Origin of the sequence: Pseudomonas sp. GM79 (genome assembly GCF_000282495.1) — a bacterium.
Taxonomy (GTDB): Bacteria; Pseudomonadota; Gammaproteobacteria; order Pseudomonadales; family Pseudomonadaceae; genus Aquipseudomonas.
This window is the reverse complement of the sequence record NZ_AKJE01000023.1, coordinates 63108-84003: the sequence shown is the minus strand read 5'-3', so window position 1 is coordinate 84003 and position 20896 is coordinate 63108. Positions and strand designations below refer to the sequence as shown.

At 59.2% G+C, this 20896-nt stretch carries 18 protein-coding genes; 9 read left to right on the top strand and 9 right to left on the bottom strand.

Annotated features, from left to right (window positions below; all coding sequences use genetic code 11):
• Positions 1–34: 34 nt before the first annotated feature.
• From cysG to PMI36_RS25010, 6 genes are all read right to left on the bottom strand, one after another.
• A complete protein-coding gene (gene cysG, locus PMI36_RS24985) occupies positions 35–1429 on the bottom strand; it encodes a siroheme synthase CysG (protein ID WP_008068339.1) in 1395 nt (464 codons plus the stop codon).
• The gene (gene serS / locus PMI36_RS24990) at positions 1430–2710 is read right to left on the bottom strand and encodes a serine--tRNA ligase (RefSeq protein ID WP_008068337.1); all 1281 of its coding nucleotides are present in this window, start codon (positions 2708–2710) and stop codon (positions 1430–1432) included.
• Positions 2711–2725: 15 nt separating this feature from the next.
• Positions 2726–3100 (bottom strand): fluoride efflux transporter CrcB, encoded by a 375-nt coding sequence (gene crcB, locus PMI36_RS24995; protein WP_008008558.1) that lies wholly within the window; start codon positions 3098–3100, stop codon positions 2726–2728.
• Positions 3100–4422: a replication-associated recombination protein A gene (locus PMI36_RS25000; protein ID WP_008068335.1), complete on the bottom strand. Its 1323-nt coding sequence runs from the start codon at positions 4420–4422 to the stop codon at positions 3100–3102. The genes crcB and PMI36_RS25000 overlap by 1 nt, the downstream gene beginning before the upstream one ends.
• Positions 4423–4587: 165 nt before the next feature.
• Positions 4588–5211, bottom strand: coding sequence for an outer membrane lipoprotein chaperone LolA (gene lolA, locus PMI36_RS25005; protein ID WP_007904916.1), 624 nt, complete (start codon positions 5209–5211; stop codon positions 4588–4590).
• Positions 5212–5279: 68 nt separating this feature from the next.
• Complete coding sequence (locus tag PMI36_RS25010; RefSeq protein ID WP_032830114.1) at positions 5280–7685, bottom strand: DNA translocase FtsK; 2406 nt, start codon at positions 7683–7685, stop codon at positions 5280–5282.
• Between the two features lie 306 nt (positions 7686–7991).
• Between PMI36_RS25010 and trxB the strand changes: the two genes are divergently transcribed.
• The 4 genes from trxB to infA all read left to right on the top strand — a co-directional run bounded on the left by trxB (position 7992) and on the right by infA (position 10972).
• A complete protein-coding gene (gene trxB / locus PMI36_RS25015; protein WP_008068332.1) occupies positions 7992–8951 on the top strand; it encodes a thioredoxin-disulfide reductase in 960 nt (319 codons plus the stop codon).
• Between the two features lie 68 nt (positions 8952–9019).
• The gene (gene aat / locus PMI36_RS25020; protein ID WP_008068331.1) at positions 9020–9700 is read left to right on the top strand and encodes a leucyl/phenylalanyl-tRNA--protein transferase; all 681 of its coding nucleotides are present in this window, start codon (positions 9020–9022) and stop codon (positions 9698–9700) included.
• 87 nt (positions 9701–9787) lie between these two features.
• Complete coding sequence (locus PMI36_RS25025; protein ID WP_008068329.1) at positions 9788–10495, top strand: arginyltransferase; 708 nt, start codon at positions 9788–9790, stop codon at positions 10493–10495.
• 258 nt (positions 10496–10753) lie between these two features.
• A complete protein-coding gene (gene infA, locus PMI36_RS25030; RefSeq protein ID WP_002553999.1) occupies positions 10754–10972 on the top strand; it encodes a translation initiation factor IF-1 in 219 nt (72 codons plus the stop codon).
• 237 nt (positions 10973–11209) lie between these two features.
• On the opposite strand, the gene clpA is transcribed toward infA, so the two are convergent.
• Together clpA and clpS are read right to left on the bottom strand one after the other, a co-directional pair.
• A complete protein-coding gene (clpA, locus tag PMI36_RS25035; RefSeq protein ID WP_007905018.1) occupies positions 11210–13480 on the bottom strand; it encodes an ATP-dependent Clp protease ATP-binding subunit ClpA in 2271 nt (756 codons plus the stop codon).
• A gap of 30 nt (positions 13481–13510) precedes the next feature.
• On the bottom strand, positions 13511–13873 hold the full coding sequence (clpS, locus tag PMI36_RS0129370; protein WP_015094394.1) for an ATP-dependent Clp protease adapter ClpS: 363 nt from the start codon (positions 13871–13873) through the stop codon (positions 13511–13513).
• Between the two features lie 224 nt (positions 13874–14097).
• On the opposite strand from clpS, the gene PMI36_RS25040 reads away from it, so the two are divergent.
• A complete protein-coding gene (locus PMI36_RS25040; protein WP_008068327.1) occupies positions 14098–14379 on the top strand; it encodes a cold shock domain-containing protein in 282 nt (93 codons plus the stop codon).
• Positions 14380–14440: 61 nt separating this feature from the next.
• Here PMI36_RS25040 and icd read toward each other — a convergent pair whose 3' ends face one another.
• Positions 14441–15697, bottom strand: coding sequence for an NADP-dependent isocitrate dehydrogenase (icd, locus tag PMI36_RS25045; RefSeq protein WP_007905029.1), 1257 nt, complete (start codon positions 15695–15697; stop codon positions 14441–14443).
• A 493-nt stretch (positions 15698–16190) separates the two neighbouring features.
• Here icd and PMI36_RS25050 point away from each other — a divergent pair, with 493 nt between their 5' ends.
• From PMI36_RS25050 to hflD, 4 genes are all read left to right on the top strand, one after another.
• Entirely contained in the window at positions 16191–18416 is a 2226-nt protein-coding gene (locus tag PMI36_RS25050; protein WP_008068324.1) for an NADP-dependent isocitrate dehydrogenase, read from the top strand.
• Positions 18417–18632: 216 nt separating this feature from the next.
• Complete coding sequence (locus PMI36_RS25055) at positions 18633–19079, top strand: NUDIX hydrolase (RefSeq protein WP_008068316.1); 447 nt, start codon at positions 18633–18635, stop codon at positions 19077–19079.
• 59 nt (positions 19080–19138) lie between these two features.
• Positions 19139–20272, top strand: a complete 1134-nt coding sequence (gene mnmA / locus PMI36_RS25060) for a tRNA 2-thiouridine(34) synthase MnmA (RefSeq protein WP_007905035.1) — start codon at positions 19139–19141, stop codon at positions 20270–20272.
• A complete protein-coding gene (gene hflD, locus PMI36_RS25065; protein WP_008068314.1) occupies positions 20269–20892 on the top strand; it encodes a high frequency lysogenization protein HflD in 624 nt (207 codons plus the stop codon). Before mnmA ends, hflD begins: the two co-directional genes overlap by 4 nt.
• Positions 20893–20896: the final 4 nt, after the last annotated feature.

Genomic DNA, 20896 nt, shown 5'->3' with positions numbered 1-20896 from the left:
AGCGGGCTTGCTCGCGAAGGGAACAACTCGGTGTTCAGACCTGCCCCTGAGCCCCCTCAAACCACGCCAGTTTCTCGCGCAGTTGCACCACTTCTCCGACGATCACCAGCGTCGGCGCATGCACTTCATGCTCCGCCACCAGCCGTGGAAGGTCGGCCAGGGTGCCGGTAAATACCCGCTGATTGACCGTGGTGCCCTGCTGGATCAACGCCGCCGGGGTATCGGCCGCGCGACCGTGCTTGATCAACTGCTCGCAGATGATCGGCAGGCCCACCAGGCCCATGTAAAACACCAGGGTTTGCGCCGGCGCGACCAGGTCGGCCCACGGCAAATCGGTGGAACCGTCCTTAAGGTGCCCGGTGACAAACCGCACCGACTGCGCGTAATCGCGGTGAGTCAGTGGAATCCCGGCATAGGCCGCGCAACCACTGGCCGCGGTGATGCCCGGGACGACCTGGAACGGAATGCCATGGGCCGCCAGTTCTTCGATCTCTTCACCGCCGCGCCCGAAGATAAACGGATCGCCGCCCTTCAACCGCACCACGCGCTTGCCGGCCTTGGCCAGATCCACCAGATGCTGGTTGATCTGTTCCTGAGGCACGGCGTGATCGGCGCGGCGCTTGCCGACGTAGACCCGCTCGGCATCGCGACGGCACAAATCCAGAATCGCCGGCGCCACCAGACGGTCATACAGCACCACATCGGCTTGCTGCATCAGACGCAAGGCGCGGAAGGTCAACAGGTCGGGATCACCCGGCCCGGCGCCCACCAGATAAACCTCGCCGGTAGCGACAGGCGCTTCGCCATTGATTTTCGCCAGCATCAAGCGCTCGGCCTCGGCGCCCTGCCCGGCCAGTTGCCGGTCGGCAATCGGGCCCTGGAATACATCCTCCCAGAACGCCCGGCGCTGTTGCACATCCGGAAACAGGCCTTTGACCTGATTGCGGAAACGCGCCGCCAGACCGGCCAGTTGCCCGTAGGTGGAAGGAATCCAGGTTTCCAGCTTGGCGCGAATCAACCGCGCCAGCACCGGCGCATCGCCGCCGCTGGACACTGCAATGATCAGCGGAGAACGATCGACGATCGCCGGGAAGATCACGCTGCACAGGGCCGGCGCGTCCACCACGTTGACCGGCACGCAACGCCGATGAGCATCGGCGGAGACTTGCGCGTTCAGCGGTTCGTCGTCGGTGGCGGCGATGATCAGCCCGCAACCGTCCAGATCCGCCTCGACGTAGCCACGCACCAGACACTCGCCACCGCTGCCGACCACCAGCTCGCGCAGTTGCGGTTCGATTTGCGGTGCAACCACCCGCAGCAGCGCACCGGCTTCGGCCAGCAGGCGGGATTTGCGCAAGGCAATCTCCCCTCCGCCGACGACCAATACACGACTGCCGCGAAGGTTATGAAACAGCGGCAGATAGTCCATTTAGCCGATGACCTCAAGGCCACCCATGTACGGCTTGAGCACCTCAGGCACACGGATCGAACCGTCGGCCTGCTGGTAGTTCTCGAGCACCGCCACCAGGGTACGCCCGACCGCCAGGCCGGAACCGTTCAGGGTGTGAACCAGCTCAGGCTTGCCGGTTTCCGGGTTGCGGAAACGCGCTTGCATGCGGCGGGCCTGGAAATCGCCGCAGTTGGAGCACGACGAAATTTCGCGGTATTTGTCCTGGCTCGGAATCCACACTTCCAGGTCGTAGGTCTTGACCGCGCTGAAGCCCATGTCGCCAGTGCACAGCGCCAGGGTGCGATACGGCAGTTCCAGCAGCTGCAGGACTTTTTCGGCGTTGGCGGTCAGGTTTTCCAGCGCTTGCATCGAGGTCGATGGTTCAACGATCTGCACCATCTCGACCTTGTCGAACTGGTGCTGACGGATCATGCCGCGAGTGTCGCGACCCGATGCACCGGCCTCGCTGCGGAAGCACGGCGTGTGCGCCACGAACTTGATCGGCAGCAGTTTCGAATCGACGATCTCGCCAGCGACGATGTTGGTCAGCGACACTTCAGCGGTCGGGATCAGGTACAGATCGGCTTCGCCATCGCGGCTGATCTTGAACAGGTCTTCTTCGAACTTCGGCAACTGACCGGTGCCCTGCAACGCAGGCGCCTGCACCAGGTACGGGGTGTAAGCCTCTTCGTAACCGTGTTCGTTAATGTGCAGGTTGATCATGAACTGTGCCAGCGCACGGTGCAGACGGGCGATCGGGCCGCGCAGCAGGGCGAAACGGGCGCCGGACAGCTTGGCGGCGGTTTCGAAGTCCAGCCAGCCGAACTTCTCGCCCAGGGCCACGTGATCCTGAACCGGGAACTCGAAAGCTTTAGGCGTGCCCCAGCGGCGCACTTCAACGTTGCCTTCTTCGTCATCGCCGACCGGCACCGATTCGTGCGGCAGGTTCGGAATACCCAACAAGATCGAATCCAGCTCGGTCTGAATCGCGTCCAGCTCGACTTTACCGGCGCTCAACTCACCCGCCATGCGCTCGACGTCCGCCATCAATGGCGCGATGTCTTCGCCGCGCTGCTTGGCCTGACCGATGGATTTGGAGCGCGCGTTACGTTCAGCCTGCAGAGCTTCGGTGCGGGTCTGGACGGTCTTGCGCTGTTCTTCCAGCGCTTCGATGCGCGCAACATCCAGGGCAAAGCCACGGGATGCCAGGCGGTCCGCTACGTCCTGAAGGTTGCTACGTAACAGTTTGGAATCGAGCATGTCGGTTTCTCGTTATCAAAGTTTGGTCAAGGACAGGCCAGCCCAGGTGGCGAGCAGCCCGCCGAATACGCTGATGACCGCATAGCCCAGGGCCAGCGGCACTTGCCCGGTTTCCAGCAGGCGCACCGTATCCAGTGAAAAGGATGAAAAAGTCGTCAGCCCCCCGAGGAAGCCGACCATCAACCCGGCGCGCACCGCAAACGGTACCTCCGGGCGAATCAAAAACAGACCGTATAGAACGCCGATCAGCAAACAGCCCACGATATTAACGGCCAGCGTCGCGGTATAGAAGTGCCGCGGCCAATTCGCGTTGATCCAGTTACCGGTGGCGAAGCGCAATAGCGTGCCGGCGACACCGCCGACAGAAACGGCAACGATCAATGGAATCACTATTTTCTCCGCTGCCGGGGGCTTAGACGATCAAGCTGCGCGAGGTGGTTAAGCTTTTCGCCGATTTTCAGTTCCAGGCCGCGGGGCACGGGCTGATAAAACCGTTGCGGTTCGAGCTCGTCCGGGAAGTAGTCTTCGCCAGCGGCGTAGGCATCCGGTTCATCGTGGGCATAACGGTATTCATCGCCATAACCCAATTGCTTCATCAACTTGGTCGGCGCATTGCGCAAGTGCAGCGGCACTTCGAGCGAACCGTGTTCGGTGGCGCTGCGTATCGCGGCTTTAAAGCCCATGTACACCGCATTGCTTTTCGGCGCGCAGGCCAGATACGTAATGGCCTGGGCCACTGCCAACTCACCTTCGGGGCTGCCGAGCCGCTCCTGCACTTCCCACGCCGCCAGGCACAGGCTCAGGGCGCGAGGATCGGCGTTGCCGATGTCTTCGCTGGCCATGCGCACCACGCGCCGGGCCAGGTACAGCGGGTCACAACCGCCGTCGATCATCCGCGCGAACCAGTACAGCGCGCCATCGGGATTGGAACCGCGCACCGACTTATGCAGCGCGGAGATCTGGTCGTAGAAGGCTTCGCCGCCCTTGTCAAAGCGCCGACGAGTGTCACCGAGCAGACTTTGCAGCAGATCGACGCCGATTTCGCTGTTGTCTTCGGCCAGGTCCGAGGCGTTTTCCAGCAGGTTGAGCAGACGCCGGCCATCGCCATCGGCGGCGGACAACAGCATCTGGAAACCTTCATCGCTGAGGGTCAGTTGCCGCTTGCCCAGCCCACGCTCTTCGGTCAAAGCGCGATGCACCAATTTGCGCAGGGCCGCTTCGTCGAGGCTTTTGAGCACATAGACACGCGCCCGGGACAAGAGCGCGTTATTGAGTTCGAATGAGGGGTTTTCGGTGGTCGCGCCGATGAAAATCAGCGTGCCGTCTTCAACGTACGGCAGGAACGCATCCTGCTGGGATTTGTTGAAGCGATGTACTTCGTCGACAAACAGGATGGTGCGTTTACCGTATTGCCCGGCCTGCTGCTTGGCGACTTCCACCGCCTGGCGGATTTCCTTCACGCCGGCCAGCACCGCCGAAACCGTTTCGAAATGCGCATCGGAGACTTCTGCGAGCAGCCGCGCCAAGGTGGTTTTACCCACCCCCGGCGGCCCCCAGAAAATCATCGAATGCAGGGCACCCTGCTCCAGGGCTTCGCGCAAAGGCTTGCCGCGAGCGAGCAGGTGTTCCTGACCGACGTACTCGTCCAGATTGGTCGCGCGCAGGCGTGCGGCCAAGGGCTGAGCAATCGGGGCGCTGCGAAACAGGTCCATCACTACTTATGAAACCTCACTGGGTCCTGATGCCGATCAGTCAAAGCACTAACACCGCAATCCCTGTGGGAGCGGGCTTGCTCGCGAATGCGGTGTATCAGTCGCCATCAATGTTGTCTGACACACCGCATTCGCGAGCAAGCCCGCTCCCACAGGTTCTGCTATTTATTCCTGGATCACGTCGGCACCCTTGGGGATGTCGAACTTGAACTTGGACGCCGGAATCGGCTCGTTGGCCTTCACGCCGGTGAACAGGATATTGGTGCGCTGACCGACGCTATCAATCAGTTGCATGTCATTGACCAGACCGTTGCGGAACGACAGACGCAGGCTGTCGAACAGGGTGTCTTTGGTTTTCGGCTTCAGGGTGAAGTCGATCACGCCGCCAGCCTCTTTGGCGCTGATGTCGAAGCTCTGGCTGATCTTGGACACGTCACCGGACAACAACAGGGCCGGAGTCTGGGTCAGGCGCTGGTCGAGGGTCTTGATGGTGACCTGCTCCAGGTCCGGGTCCCACAGGGAAACCTTCTTGCCGTCGGACACCATCAGTTGCTCTTGCGGCGCATCGGTGTGCCAGTAGAACAGGCCCGGGCGCTGCAAGGACATTTGACCGGCGGTTTCCTGCAACTGGGTGCCGCTGCCATCAAGAGTCAGCTGGGAGAAACGCGCGGTCAGGGTCTGGGATTTTTCCAGCAGTTGAGTCAGACGCGCCACGTCCTTATCATCGGCGTGGGCCGAGAGCGTGGTCAAAGCCAGTACCGGCAGCAGCAACATGCGGATAAGACGCATGGGAATCCTCATAAACATTCGTGGGAGTGCGGGCGGCGCCTCAAGACACCGCCCCTTTCAAAACCGGATCAGTCGCGCACCGGGCCAGGGGCCAGGACTTCACGCGAACCGTTGGTGTTCATGGATGTCACGACCCCGGCCATTTCCATGGCTTCGATCATGCGCGCCGCGCGGTTGTAGCCGATTTTCAGCTTGCGCTGAACCGCGGAGATGGACGCGCGCCGGCTTTCCAGTACGAACTGCACCGCTTCGTCGTAGAGCGCATCGGTTTCAGCATCATCGTCACCGCCACCGCCGCCGTTTTCAAAGCCGCTACCGGGCTCTTCGACACCAGCGAGGATGTCATCGTTGTATTCCGGCGCGCCGCGCAGTTTCCAGGCTTCAACCACCCGGTGAACCTCGTCATCGGACACGAACGCGCCGTGAACACGAATCGGCAGACTGGTGCCCGGCGGCATGTACAACATATCACCGTGGCCCAGCAATTGTTCGGCGCCGCCCTGGTCGATGATGGTCCGCGAATCGATCTTGCTCGATACCTGGAACGCCATTCGGGTCGGAATGTTCGCCTTGATCAGACCGGTGATCACGTCCACCGACGGACGCTGGGTCGCGAGAATCAAGTGGATACCCGCCGCACGGGCCTTCTGGGCGATACGGGCGATCAGCTCTTCAACCTTCTTGCCGACGATCATCATCATGTCGGCGAATTCGTCGACGACCACGACGATGGTCGGCAGTTTTTGCAGCAGGGGTGCCTCGTCGTGGATGCTTTCGCGCTTGTACAGCGGATCGCTCAACGGCTCGCCGGCGTCCTGGGCTTCCTTGACCTTGGCGTTGAAGCCCGAGAGGTTACGCACGCCCATCTTCGCCATCAGCTTGTAGCGTCGTTCCATCTCGGCGACGCTCCAGCGCAAGGCGTTGGCGGCGTCCTTCATGTCGGTGACCACCGGGCACAGCAGGTGCGGAATGCCTTCGTAGATCGACAGCTCAAGCATTTTCGGGTCAATCATGATCAGCTTGGCGTCTTCCGGGCCAGACTTGAACAGAATCGACAGGATCATCGCGTTCACGCCCACCGACTTACCGGAACCGGTCGTACCGGCCACCAGCAAGTGCGGCATTTTCGCCAGGTCGGTGATGACCGGCTTGCCGCCGATGTCATGACCCAGGGCCAGGGTGACCGGGGACTTGAAGTTATCGTACTCGGGGGTCGACAAGACCTCGGAGAACCGCACGATCTGCCGGTCTTCGTTAGGGATCTCGATACCGACCGTGGTCTTGCCCGGGATCACTTCCACGACACGCACACTGGTCACAGCCAGGGAACGGGCCAGGTCTTTCGCCAGGTTGGAGATGCGGCTGACTTTGACGCCGGCCGCTGGCTGGATTTCGTAACGGGTAATCACCGGGCCCGGGTGAATCGAATCCACCGAAACTTCGACGCCGAATTCCTTGAGCTTGATTTCCAGCAAGTGGCCGACGGCCGCCAGGGATTCGGGCGAATAATTGAGTTGTTTCTTTTCCGCCGGGTCGAGAATCGAGATCGGTGGCAAGGTGCCTTCCACGGCGCTGTCGACGAACAACGGCGCCTGTTTCTCTTTTTCCACGCGCTTGCTGGGAGCTGCCGGTTTGGGCGGAGCCGGGGCAATCACCGGAGGTACCTGCTTCTCGCGCTCGGACATGTGCTTGCTCAGGGCTTGCTCACGCTCGATCAGGCGCTCCTTGACCTTGGCCTGCTCGCGCTTGTCGGTGACAGTCGGCGCGACCACGTCATGCACGCGATCGTCGACTTCACGCAGCTGGGCGACCAGTTGCTTGCGTTCGACACGGGCCGCCCACCAGCGATTGGCCGCGCCCTGAAACAGTTCGAACAGATCAAGGGTGATCTTGCCGGTGACGTCCATCACCTTGAACCACGACAGGTCGGTGAACACCGTCAGGCCGAACAGGAACAGCGCGATGAACAACAACGTGCTGCCCTGGATGTTCAGCGCGTTCCGGGCCAGATCGCCGAGGCTTTCACCCAAAGCGCCGCCCGCGCCGGCCGGCAGACCGGTCGCCGCATGGAAATGGATGTGGGCCAGCGCTGCACCCGACAGCACCAGGAATACCAGGCCGATCAGGCGCCAGGAGAACAACCAGCCGCTCCACTGCCACGGCTCATGGCGCTGGCGGAAGATCTGATACGCCTTGATCGCCAGCAGCAACGGGAAAATGTAGGCGAAGTAACCCAGGACCATGAACAGGATGTCGGCGCTGTAAGAGCCGGCCGGCCCGCCGAAGTTCTGCACATCGTCGATCTTGCTGTTATGGCTCCAGCCCGGATCGTCTTTGCCATAAGTCAACAAAGCCATCATCAGGAACAGGCACAAGGCGCCGATGGCGATCAATGCACCTTCCTTGAGCCGGTAGTGCAATTGCTGGCGCCAGAGCGGGACGACTGTTTTAGGTGCTGCGGTGGATTTCTTCAAAACGCTTCTTTTCCTGCGCCCATGGCGCGTCCATCTGTTGAATGACTATAAAAACTGCCCAATCCAGGCAGGTAAAAAAGTTAACAGGCGCAACTGGGACTACTTTTAACACTGCGCCCCGGTTTTTCGAAATACGGCACGCACCGCTTTTTTGATACAAACACTGTTACAAGCGAGCATTGTACGGGTTTGTTCACCCGATGCCATGCTTGAGACCCTTGGGTGCAGCATAGCCAACAGCACAGTACGCGCGGTCCAATTTGAGCATGCATTCTCTTTTGTGACAAAGGCTTATGAGGTGTTTTTATGACTGAAGCGAAGCATTCCCGCCTGATCATTCTGGGTTCCGGGCCCGCCGGTTACAGCGCAGCCGTTTATGCCGCTCGCGCCAACCTCAAACCCGTTGTCATCACCGGCATACAGGCAGGTGGCCAGCTGACCACCACCGTCGAAGTCGACAACTGGCCCGGCGACGTCGAAGGCCTGACCGGCCCGGTACTGATGGAACGCATGCAAAAACACGCCGAACGCTTCGACACAGAGATCGTTTACGACCACATCCATACGGCCAAGTTGCAACAGCGCCCGTTCGAGCTCATCGGCGACAGCGGCACCTACACCTGCGATGCGCTGATTATCGCCACCGGCGCTTCGGCCCAATACCTGGGGCTGCCATCGGAAGAAGCCTTTGCCGGCAAAGGAGTTTCGGCCTGCGCCACCTGCGATGGCTTCTTTTACCGCAACCAGGTGGTCGCGGTGGTCGGCGGAGGTAACACGGCCGTGGAAGAAGCGCTGTACCTGTCGAATATCGCCAAGGAAGTTCATTTGATTCACCGTCGCGACAAATTGCGCTCGGAGAAGATCCTCCAGGACAAGCTCTTCGAAAAAGCCGCCAACGGCAATATCCGCCTGCACTGGAACCAGAATCTGGACGAAGTATTGGGCGATGCCAGCGGCGTGACCGGTGCCCGCCTGCGGCACAGCCATACGGGCGAAACCAATGACTTGCCGCTGGCCGGCGTATTCATCGCCATCGGCCACAAGCCCAATACCGACCTGTTCCAGGGCCAGCTGAAAATGCGCGACGGTTATCTGCTGATCAAGGGCGGCAGCGAAGGTGATGCCACCGCCACGGACATTGCAGGCGTGTTCGCCGCCGGTGACGTGGCCGATCATATTTACCGCCAGGCGGTGACGTCCGCCGGGGCCGGCTGCATGGCCGCGCTGGATGCCGAGAAGTATCTCGATGACATCCCCACCGTTTGACGGTTAACCTCCTTCAAGGCGGGCTCAACGGCCCGCTACCGCCCTCCCCTTCTGCAAGCCCGGATGCCATGCTGACTTGGTTACAACGCAACACCCTGACCTTCCCGCCGCTGGAAAAAGCCATGCGCGACCCCAATGGGCTGCTGGCTGCGGGCGGCGATCTGTCCGCCGATCGCCTGATTCAAGCCTATCGTCACGGGTGCTTTCCGTGGTTCTCGGAGGGCCAGCCGATTCTCTGGTGGTCGCCAGATCCGCGCACGGTTCTGTTTCCCGACGAACTGCATGTCTCCCGTAGCTTGAACAAACTGCTGCGCCAACAGCGCTACCAAGTGACCTTCGATCGGGATTTTGCCGCGGTCATCCGCGCCTGCGCCGCACCGCGCGAATACGCTGACGGCACCTGGATCACCCAAGAGATGCAGGACGCCTACGTCGAACTGCACAGGCGTGGCTATGCCCACTCGGTGGAGGTCTGGGACGATGGCGTGCTGGTCGGCGGGCTCTACGGCCTGGCTATGGGGCAATTGTTTTTCGGCGAGTCGATGTTCAGCCGCGCCGACAACGCCTCCAAATATGGCTTCGCCACCTTGGTGCGACACCTGAAAGACTCAGGTTTTGTGCTGATCGATTGCCAGATGCCTACCGATCATCTGCACAGTTTGGGTGCCCGAGCGATTCCTCGCCGCGAATTTGCTGGCTACCTTGCACGACACCTGGATCAACCGGGCCGCGCCAACTGGGTTTGCTGAGCGACTTTTGCGCGCGTGGCTTACACTTAATGCGGGGAAACGAATTGAGAGCGCCCCCTAATCAAAAGCTTATCCCGAGGGTTGATCATGACCGAGTTGGCGCGTTTGAAGTTCTATGCCACTCAGCCCCACTCTTGCAGTTATCTGCCCGAGGAGCAGGCCACCACGCTGTTCCTCGACCCTAGCCAGCCCATGGATGTGCATGTCTATGCAGACCTGTCGGAAATGGGTTTTCGTCGCAGTGGCGATCATCTCTACCGGCCCCATTGCCAGCATTGCAATGCGTGCGTACCGGCGCGCATTCCTGTGGCGCAATTTACCCCCAACCGTCAGCAGAAACGCATCGTCAAACGCAATGCCGACTTACAGGTGCGTCCGGCTAGACCAAAGTTCAGCGAAGAGTATTTCGACCTCTATCAGCGCTACATCGAACAACGTCACGCCGATGGCGATATGTATCCGCCGAGCCGCGACCAGTTTTCGACCTTCCTGGTGCGCGACCTGCCGTTCTCGCGCTTCTACGAATTCCGTCTCGAAGGCCGACTGCTGGCAGTGGCCGTCACTGACTTGCTGCCCAACGGTTTGTCGGCGGTCTACACCTTCTACGAGCCCGGCGAGGAGCGTCGCAGCCTGGGGCGTTACGCGATTCTCTGGCAAATCGGCGAAGCCCGACGCCTGGGGCTGGAAGCGGTCTATCTCGGCTACTGGATCAAAAACTGCAAAAAAATGAGCTACAAGACCCAATATCGCCCTATCGAACTGCTGATTAATCAACGTTGGGTCATCCTGAGCTAGTGCCCTGTCTCGCAAATACTGTTCCTTTTTGACGGCGTCTGTTGTCATCATGCTGCGTTGCCGCTCCTTGCCATAGCGGGCTATGACTCGTCGCGGCGCCTTGCCTGACGACAACAGCCACTCGCCAAAAGAGGAACGTATTTGTGAGACAGGACACTAACCCCTTGGCTTAAACCCCATTTTTCGGGCACAATGCACGCCGCTTTTGCCTGGCGCAGTTGCACCGGGCCATTCATTGGACACCGAGGGCTTTACTGCATGTCGAAAGAAGACAGCTTCGAAATGGAAGGCACTGTCGTCGACACCCTGCCCAACACCATGTTTCGTGTGGAGTTGGAAAATGGGCACGTCGTAACCGCGCATATCTCCGGCAAGATGCGCAAGAACTACATCCGTATTCTTACCGGCGACAAAGTGCGCGTCGAGCTGACGCCCTATGACTTGAGCAAAGGGCGCATCACCTACCGCGCTCGCTAATCAAGTCAATACAAAACGCCCGGCTATGCCGGGCGTTTTTGTTTGCCTGCGATTTAACAACCACCCTAAATCCAATGTGGGAGCGGGCTTGCTCGCGAATGCAGTTTCACATTCAACATTGATGCAAACTGACCCACCGCCTTCGCGAGCAAGCCCGCTCCCACAGGGGACTTATGTATTTCTCGAGACAGCAAAAAGGCGCCAATCGGCGCCTTTCTGCTTTGTTGCGATTTAACGTCAGGCCATTTCAGCGGTGGTCTCGAACTCGAAGGTCAGCTCGCCATCCTTGAGGTCGATGTGTACCACACCACCATGGTCGGCCAGTTCGCCAAAGAGGATCTCTTCGGCCAGTGGACGCTTGATCTTGTCCTGGATCAAACGCGCCATTGGACGAGCGCCCATTGCCGTGTCGTAGCCACTCGCTGCCAGCCAGCCGCGCGCTGCGTCCGTCACTTCCAGCTGCACGCGCTTGTCTTCCAGCTGCGCCTGAAGTTCGGTAAGGAACTTGTCCACCACGCTTTTGATGACCTCATGACTGAGGCGACCAAACTGGATAATGGTGTCCAGACGGTTACGGAATTCCGGCGTGAAGCTCTTCTTGATCACTTCCATCGCATCGGACGAGTGGTCCTGATAGGTGAAACCGATCGAAGCACGCGCTGCAGTTTCGGCACCGGCGTTGGTCGTCATGATAACGATCACGTTACGGAAGTCCGCCTTGCGCCCGTTGTTATCGGTCAGCGTCCCGTGGTCCATGACCTGCAACAGCAGGTTAAAGACTTCCGGATGCGCCTTCTCGATTTCATCGAGCAACAGCACGCAGTGAGGCTGCTTGGTGATAGCTTCGGTCAGCAGACCGCCCTGATCGAATCCGACATAGCCCGGAGGCGCACCGATCAGTCGCGATACGGTGTGGCGCTCCATGTACTCGGACATGTCGAAGCGAACCAGCTCGACCCCCAACGCCTTGGCCAATTGCCGCGCGGCCTCGGTTTTACCGACACCGGTCGGCCCTGCGAACAGGAACGAACCGACTGGCTTGTCAGGTGACTTGAGGCCGGCACGGGACAGTTTGATCGCAGTCGACAGCGAGTCGATCGCCGCATCCTGGCCAAATACCGTGAGCTTCAGGTCACGCTCAAGGTTACGCAGCAGCTCTTTGTCGGAACTGGTGACGTGTTTTGGCGGAATTCGCGCGATTTTCGCAACGATGTCCTCGACCTGAGGCACTTCGATACGTTTCACGCGTTTCTCGATCGGTTGCAGACGCTGATAGGCGCCCGCCTCGTCGATGACGTCGATGGCCTTGTCCGGCATGTGCCTGTCATTGATGTAACGCGAGGCCAGTTCAGCAGCGGCGCGCAGGGCTTCATCGCTGTATTCGATGTTGTGGTGCGCTTCAAAACGGCCTTTCAGGCCACGCAGAATGCCAATGGTGTCTTCCACCGAAGGTTCCGACACATCGACCTTCTGGAAGCGCCGAGCCAGGGCACGGTCCTTCTCGAAGATCCCGCGGAATTCCTGGAACGTGGTCGAACCGATGCAGCGAATATCGCCCGAAGACAGCAATGGCTTGAGCAGGTTCGAGGCATCCATGACGCCACCGGACGCAGCGCCCGCACCAATGATGGTGTGGATCTCGTCGATGAACAGGATCGCCTGCGGACGTTTTTTCAGCTCATTGAGCAGCGCCTTGAAGCGCTTCTCGAAATCGCCGCGGTATTTGGTCCCGGCCAGCAAAGCCCCCAGATCGAGGGAATATACCACGCTGTTGGCCAGCAGATCCGGTACCTGGTTGTCGACAATGCGTTTGGCCAGGCCTTCGGCAATCGCGGTTTTACCCACGCCTGCCTCGCCCACCAGCAGCGGGTTGTTTTTGCGACGACGCGCGAGGATCTGCGCGACGCGCTCGACTTCCAGCTCACGGCCTACCAACGGATCGATACGACCCTGACGCGCGAGTTCGTTGAGGTTGCTGGCATAAGCATCCAGAGGATTGCCTGAAGAAGAAGACTCACCGCCCTCGTCGTCCTGCATATCTTGTTCACCTTCAGAGTGATCGCCATGCCCTGGCACTTTGGAAATGCCATGGGCGATGTAGTTGACGACATCGATGCGCGCAACGCTCTGCTGTTTCAGCAGAAACACTGCCTGACTCTCTTGCTCACTGAAGATTGCGACCAGCACGTTAGCACCAGTCACCTCGCGTTTGCCCGAGCTCTGTACGTGAAAGACAGCACGCTGCAATACACGCTGGAAGCCCAGGGTTGGCTGGGTTTCACGATCCTCGTCATGAAGAGGGATCAATGGCGTGGTGGAGTCGATGAACTCCTGCAGATCATGCTTGAGTTTGTCGAGGTTTGCGCCGCAGGCACGCAAAACGGTAGCGGCAGCCTCATTATCCAATAGGGCCAACAGCAGGTGTTCGACGGTCATGAATTCATGACGCTTCGAACGAGCCTCCTTGAAGGCAAGATTGAGGGTGACTTCGAGCTCGCGGTTTAACATAGCTTCACCTCATACCCAAGTGGTCGGCGATTAACCGTCCTTCTCGATTTCACAGAGTAGCGGATGCTGGCTTTCCCTGGCGTACTGGTTGACCTGCATGGCCTTGGTCTCGGCGATGTCGCGGGTAAACACTCCACATACTGCCCGTCCTTCTGTGTGGACGGCCAGCATGACCTTGGTCGCCAGCTCGCGATTCAGGTTAAAAAACACCTCGAGCACTTCGACGACGAAATCCATCGGTGTGTAGTCATCGTTGAACAAAACCACCTTGTACATCGGTGGCGCCTGTAGAGCAGGCTTAGCCTCCTGAACAGCAATGCCTGCGGAATCGTCGTCGTGTAAATCAGGGCGATCCTGATTGAATGTTAGTCGAATCTGGCTGATTGCATGCATGGAAAGAAAGGTTCGTCAGTTGTGCAAATACAGTGGTGGGGGCGGTTATGAACGTTTTCAACTCCGACTGCCCGGTCACCTTGACTATCGGAAAATCGGTGTTACAAACAATAGAGCCCACAGTGGGTAAAAAAGGTCCGCGGAGTCAATCTATTTGCAAGATTAGACTGCGGATTAACTGGATGATACTCCAGTGATGGAGTCTGTTGCAGAGGGATATGGGTATGGCTGTCGGTAAGGTGAAATGGTTCAACAATGCCAAGGGGTTCGGTTTCATTAACACCGACGCCACAGTAGGTCGTGACGAGGATGGAAAGGAAATCGATTTCTTCGCCCACTATTCGGCCATTGTGATGGACGGATACAAGACCCTCAAGGCCGGACAAATCGTTAGCTTTGAGATCATTCAGGGCCCCAAAGGGCTGCATGCAGTAAAGATCGCGGCTGCCACCCCCTCGAACGAACAGAGCACCCCTGCCACCCGGCAAGAAACAGTGTCGAGCTGACGCAGCTCGTCATCCAGTCATAAAAAAAACCGCCCGAAGGCGGTTTTTTTTGTCAGCTGGTTTACATGTGCGAGATCAACGCATCACCAAACGCGGAAGACGACAGCAGTTTCGCGCCCTCCATCAGACGTTCGAAGTCATAGGTCACGGTTTTCGCGGAAATCGCGCCGTTGGTGCCTTTGATGATCAGGTCGGCCGCTTCGGTCCAGCCCATGTGACGCAGCATCATCTCAGCGGACAGGATCAACGAACCCGGGTTGACCTGGTCCTTGCCGGCGTACTTCGGCGCAGTACCGTGGGTGGCTTCGAACATGGCCACGGTGTCGGACAGGTTGGCACCCGGCGCGATACCGATACCGCCCACTTCGGCCGCCAGGGCGTCGGAGAGGTAGTCGCCGTTGAGGTTCAGGGTCGCGATGACATCGTATTCGGCCGGGCGCAGCAGGATCTGCTGGAGCATGGCGTCGGCGATGGCGTCCTTGACGATGACGTTCTTGCCGGTTTTCGGGTTCTTGAACTGCATCCACGGACCGCCGTCGAGCAGGGTCGCGCCGAATTCTTCAGCGGCCACTTCGTAGGCCCATTCCTTGAAGGCACCTTCGGTGAACTTCATGATGTTGCCTTTGTGCACGATGGTCAGCGAGTCGCGGTCGTTGTCGACCACATACTGCAGGGCCTTGCGCGCCAGACGCTTGGTGCCTTCCAGGGACACCGGCTTGACGCCGATACCGCAGTTTTCGTCGAAACGGATCTTGGTGACGCCCATTTCTTCTTTAAGGAACTTGATGACCTTGGTCGCTTCCGGCGAGCCGGCTTTCCATTCGATACCGGCATAAATGTCTTCCGAGTTTTCACGGAAGATGGTCATGTCGACATCGCCTGGCTTCTTGACCGGGCTCGGTACGCCTTCGAACCAGCGCACTGGGCGCAGGCACACATACAGGTCGAGTTGCTGACGCAGGGCCACGTTCAGCGAACGGATGCCACCGCCGACCGGGGTGGTCAGAGGGCCTTTGATGGAAACTACATAATCCTTGACCGCGTCCAGGGTTTCCTGAGGCAGCCAGGTGTCCTGATCGTAAACCTGAGTCGCTTTCTCCCCGGCGTAGACTTCCATCCAGGAAATTTTGCGCTCGCCGCCGTAAGCTTTCTTAACAGCAGCATCGACAACCTTGATCATGACCGGGCTGATATCAACGCCAATACCATCGCCTTCGATGAAGGGGATGATCGGGTTGTTAGGAACATTGAGAGAATGGTCTGCGTTGACGGTGATTTTGTCGCCGACGGCTGGAACCTGAATCTTCTTGTATCCCATGCTGTACTCCATTGTTTGGATTGAACATCTGGCTGCGTTCGAGCGTACCCCAGTTAAATCGGCGCGCAAACCCTATGTTCCACCCATCTGCCGCAAAGCTGCACAGTTCGCGACGTACAAGCCTGAAAGCAAAGGGAAAAGCGCCAAACTCAAGCACGGCGAACGACTCTACGCGCCGCACTCACCTGCGACCTTTAGACCAATGGACGAAAAACGTTGCATATGAACCATCGGCAGATTGCCAGCTACCTATGTATAATGCCGCCGCTGACCACAGAGTCACGACGGCCGACCGCTCTATCACACGACGTTGGGCCCGAATAAGCCGGATTGTTACCGCAGTCCACCCGCTTGACGCTCGACTGATGCACCCAACATCACCGCGAAGAAACCTCGACATTCGGTTCACGGATGACTTTGAACGAACGCGCTTACCCGGCGCCCCTCGAGTTTCTGCGCACGCTTTAGCAAAGAAGAGAGAGTTAATCCGAATATGCCCACCCGCTCGAAGATCATCTATACCTTCACCGACGAAGCCCCAGCCCTCGCCACCTATTCACTGTTGCCTATCGTAGAGGCTTTCACCGCCTCGGCTGATATCGCCGTTGAAACCCGCGATATCTCTCTTGCAGGGCGCATTCTGGCCAGCTTCCCCGAGCAATTGGGTGACAAAGCCGTAGCCGACCACCTCGCCGAACTGGGCGACCTGGCCGTTACACCTGAAGCCAACATCATCAAGCTGCCGAACATCAGCGCTTCGGTTCCGCAACTGCAGGCCGCGATCAAAGAGCTGCAAGCCCAGGGCTTCGCACTGCCGGACTACCCGGAAACCGTGACCAGCGACGCCGACAAGCTCGCCAAGTCGCGTTACGACAAGATCAAGGGCAGCGCCGTGAACCCGGTTCTGCGCGAAGGCAACTCCGATCGTCGTGCACCGCTGTCGGTCAAGAACTACGCGCGCAAGCACCCGCACAAAATGGGCGCCTGGGCTGCAGACTCCAAGTCCCACGTCGCACACATGAGCACCGGCGATTTCTACGGCAGCGAGAAAGCTGCCCTGATCGACGCCGCTGACGCCGTCAAAATCGAACTGATCGCTCAAGACGGCACCACCACCGTCCTGAAAGAAAAAACCACCGTGCAAGCCGGTGAGATCCTCGATTGCGCAGTCATGAGCAAAAACGCGCTGCGCAGCTTCATCGCAGCCGAGATCGAAGACGCCAAAGCCAAAGGCGTGTTGCTGTCGGTCCACCTGAAAGCCACCATGATGAAGGTCTCCGACCCGATCATGTTCGGCCAGATCGTTGCCGAGTTCTATAAAGACGCCCTGGCCAAGCACGCTGACGTGCTGGCCCAGATCGGCTTCAACCTGAACAACGGCATCGGCGACCTGTACGCTCGTATCAAGGCCTTGCCTGCCGAGCAACAAGCGCAGATCGAAGCGGACATCCAGGCGGTCTACGCCGTTCGTCCGTCGTTGGCCATGGTCAACTCCGACAAAGGCATCACCAACCTGCACGTGCCGAGCGACGTCATCGTCGACGCCTCGATGCCAGCGATGATTCGTGACTCCGGCAAGATGTGGGGCACTGATGGCCAGCTGCACGACACCAAGGCTGTGATCCCGGATCGCTGCTACGCCACCATCTACCAGGCGGTGATCGAAGACTGCAAGGCTAACGGCGCTTTTGATCCAACCACCATGGGCAGCGTGCCAAACGTTGGCCTGATGGCGAAGAAAGCCGAAGAGTACGGCTCCCACGACAAGACCTTCCAGATCAAGGCAAACGGCGTGGTTCGGGTTTCCGACAGCGCTGGCCGCACCCTGCTGGAACAGTCGGTTGAAGCCGGCGACATCTTCCGCATGTGCCAGACCAAAGACGCGCCGATCCAGGACTGGGTCAAACTGGCCGTCAACCGTGCCCGTGCAAGCGCAACTCCGGCGATTTTCTGGCTGGACCCAATGCGCGCCCACGACGGCGTAGTGATCGAGAAAGTTCAGGCGTACCTGAAGGATCACGATACTTCTGGCCTGGACATCCGCATCATGTCGCCTGTCGACGCGATGAAGTTCACCCTGGACCGCACCCGTGAAGGCAAGGACACCATTTCGGTGACCGGCAACGTATTGCGCGACTACCTGACCGACCTGTTCCCGATCATGGAACTGGGCACCAGCGCCAAGATGCTGTCGATCGTTCCGCTGATGAACGGCGGTGGCCTGTTCGAAACCGGCGCCGGCGGCTCGGCACCGAAGCACGTTCAACAGCTGCTGGAAGAAAACTTCCTGCGCTGGGATTCCCTGGGCGAGTTCCTGGCCCTGGCTGCTTCCCTCGAGCATCTGGGTGTTACCTACAACAACCCTAAAGCGCTGGTGCTGGCCAAGACCCTGGATCAGGCCACCGGCCAGTTCCTGGACAACAACAAGTCGCCATCGCGCAAAGTCGGCAACATCGACAACCGCGGCAGCCACTTCTACCTGGCGCTGTACTGGGCACAAGCCCTGGCCGCCCAGACCGAAGACGCTGCACTGCAAGCGCAGTTCGGCGAACTGGCCAAGACCCTGACCGAGAACGAAGCGACCATCGTTGCCGAGCTCAACGCCGTGCAGGGCAAGCCAGTGGACATCGGCGGTTACTACCACGCCAATGCCGAGCTGATCAGCAAGGCCATGCGCCCGAGCAACACCTTCAACGCCGCGATCGCTGCGCTGGTTTAAGGTTGTAAGGGAACATCACAAACCCCGGCCTCGCGCCGGGGTTTCTGTTTCTGACTTTTACACGCTTCCAATGTGAACACTGGACCAATGTGGGAGCGGGCTTGCTCGCGAATGCGGTTTATCATTCAACATCTTTATTGACTGACCCACCGCTTTCGCGAGCAAGCCCGCCCCCACAGGGGCCGCGTTTCACTATTCAAAAATCAAGGAAGTCTTATGGACTGGCTACCCCACATCACCGTCGCCACCATCGTCGAAGACAACGGTCGCTTCCTGATGGTCGAAGAACTCAAGCACGGACAAACGGTACTCAACCAACCGGCCGGCCATCTGGACCCGGACGAAACCCTGATCGAGGCCGCCGTGCGTGAAACCCTCGAGGAAACCGGCTGGGACGTCGAGCCGACAGGCGTGGTGGGTATTTATCTCTACACCGCCCCGAGCAATGGCGTGACTTACCAGCGGGTCTGCTTCACCGCAAAACCGCTCAAACACCACTCGGATTATCAGCTGGACGACGGTATCGTCGGTGCAAAATGGCTGACGCGTGACGAACTGCTGCAACAGCGCGCAAACTGGCGCAGTGAGCTGATCATCCGCTGTATCGATGATTATCTGGACGGTAAACACTTCAGCCTCGAGCTGATCCGCCCTTCTCTTTAGCCTTGCAGGCTTGAGCCTGCTAGAATCGCGTCCTTTTTCAAGACACTCATTGAATCCCTATGCGTGATCCAGCCCCTTCTGACACACAAAAGAAGCGCGTCATTGTCGGCATGTCCGGCGGCGTGGACTCTTCCGTTTCCGCTCTCCTGCTGATCGAGCAGGGTTATGAGGTGGAAGGCCTGTTCATGAAGAACTGGGAAGAAGACGATGGAACCGAATACTGCACCGCCATGGATGACCTGGCGGACGCTCAGGCCGTGTGCGACAAGATTGGCATCAAGCTGCATACCGCCAACTTCGCCGCCGAATACTGGGACAACGTGTTCGAACATTTCCTGGCCGAGTACAAGGCCGGTCGCACGCCGAACCCGGACATCCTCTGCAACCGCGAAATCAAGTTCAAGGCGTTCCTCGATTACGCCATGATGCTCGGCGCCGATCTGATCGCCACCGGCCACTACGTGCGCCGCCGCGACATCGATGGCCGCACCGAATTGCTCAAGGGCCTGGATCCGAACAAGGACCAGAGCTACTTCCTGCATGCCGTGGGCGGTGAACAGATTGCCAAGACCCTGTTCCCGGTCGGAGAGCTGGAAAAACCCGAAGTGCGCGCGATTGCCGAGAAACACGACCTGGCCACCGCGAAGAAAAAGGATTCCACCGGAATCTGCTTTATCGGCGAACGCCGCTTCAGCGACTTCCTCAAGCAATACCTGCCGGCCCAGCCAGGCGAGATCAAGACCACCGAAGGCGAAGTCATCGGCCGTCACCATGGCTTGATGTACCACACCATCGGCCAGCGTCAGGGCCTGGGCATCGGCGGCTTGAAAGACGCCGGTGACGAGCCGTGGTATGTGCTGATCAAAGACCTGGAACACAACGAGCTGATCGTGGGCCAGGGCAATGATCACCCTTATCTGTTCTCCCGCGCCCTGCTCGCTTCGGACATCTATTGGGTCAACCCGATCGATTTGACCGAGCCACGCAAGCTGACCGCCAAGGTGCGTTATCGCCAGAGCGACCAGCCTTGCACGCTGGAAAAGACCGCCAGCGGCTACCGCGCGACCTTCGATGACCCGCAACGCGCAGTCACCCCAGGCCAATCCGTGGTGTTCTACGACGGTGAAATCTGCCTCGGCGGCGGCGTGATCGAAGTGGCCGAACCCTGGACCAGCAAGGGTCAGCGTTCATGAGCCCGACTCAGGAGCAACTGACGGCCCTGGGCGGTGTGTTTCTCGCCGCCGTACTGGTCGACAAGATCGCCAAGAGCGGCCAGACCAACGAAGCCGGCCTGACCTGCATGCTCGGCAGCCTGTTGATTCGCGACCCCAAGGACACGCTGGAAGTCTATGGTGGTGACGACATCAATCTGCGTGAAGGTTACCGCGCATTGATTGGCGCTCTGGAACGCGACCCCAGCACCCTTCAGCGCGAACCGCTGCGCTATGCGCTGGCGATGCTCGGCCTGGAGCGTCAGCTGGCCAAGCGCGACGACATGCTGGAAGTGATCGGCAAGCGTTTGCCGCAGATTCAGTCTCAGGTCGAACACTTTGGCCCGGCTCACGAAAACGTGATCGCCGCCTGCGGTGCGTTGTATCAGGACACCCTGAGCACCCTGCGCCAACGGATTCAAGTGCATGGTGACATGCGCAACCTGCAGCAACCGAGCAATGCCTCGAAGATCCGCGCGCTGTTACTGGCCGGAATTCGATCGGCGCGCCTGTGGCGGCAGTTGGGCGGTCATCGCTGGCAGTTGGTGATCAGCCGGCGCAAATTGCTTAAAGAGCTTTATCCGCTGATGCGCAGCAGCTGAACCG